Source organism: Geofilum rubicundum JCM 15548 (assembly GCF_000974365.1).
In the GTDB taxonomy this organism is placed as follows: Bacteria; Bacteroidota; Bacteroidia; order Bacteroidales; family Marinilabiliaceae; genus Geofilum; species Geofilum rubicundum.
Map to the genome: position 1 here is coordinate 1 of NZ_BAZW01000184.1, position 922 is coordinate 922.

1 protein-coding gene is annotated in these 922 nt (G+C 31.1%); it reads right to left on the reverse strand.

Going from position 1 to position 922, the window contains the following annotated elements:
• Positions 1-146 precede the first annotated feature (146 nt).
• Entirely contained in the window at positions 147-878 is a 732-nt protein-coding gene (locus JCM15548_RS20680; protein WP_062129135.1) for a hypothetical protein, read from the reverse strand.
• Positions 879-922 lie beyond the last annotated feature (44 nt).

The window sequence follows — 922 nt, forward strand, 5'->3', positions numbered from 1 at the left end:
CTAACGTCCAGCGATATGGTGCGTGGCTAATCTTCTTGGCAGTTATTTTCTGGCCGTTATGAATGTTCATAAACCAGCAGAAGCCGCTGTAAATATGACACTTAGCCATGCACTATAACGCGTGTTAGCGGCTGACGTTTATTCATTCAAATCATTTTAAATTCAATTATATATCGAAATCCAAATAATCCTTTCTTTGTAGATAAGCTTATTGTTTTTCCTTCTTCTACATTTTGCCAAAATGACTTAGAGACAGTAACTCTTTGATTATCACCTTTGATATTCAAATATAAATAGTGTTCTTTATTCTTAGTACTACTTGAACCTTTATTGATAACTAAATACTTTTCATTAAGTATTTCACTTTCTGATGAAGATTCATTTACGACACATGCCAATGCGGGAAACAATAAGAACAATCCTATTATTAAACTCATTATGATGCTTAAACGTCTATTACTTTCATCATAAATTGTAGGGCTATAAGATTTCAGTGTCAAGATAATTACAAAGGCAAGTACCATTCCAACGAAACCCGAAATCAGATATAAATTAAGTCCGTCGATTGTATTATCAATTCTTCTTAGAACAAATATTTGAGAAAGAAGTCCAACGAAGAAAATTATCATTGAAATTATATATATGACTTTATCAAAGGATGTTGATGATTTTCTGTCATAACTTTTTGGTGGAAAGAAGTCGTCTACAATTGGTTGAATCTGTGTTATGATTTTAATAAAATTCCAAATTATGAATAGAAATCCAGTTAAGGCTGCAAAACGTTCTGGTCCTTTACTGCTAAAAAAAACTACTATAGGAATAATTCCTATTCCTATGAATAGTAATTTTCGATAAAATTGCTTTCTAATCTTGGTCATCTTATATATTGCTTGTCAGTTTGTTTTATTTTTCGTTTGCCGCT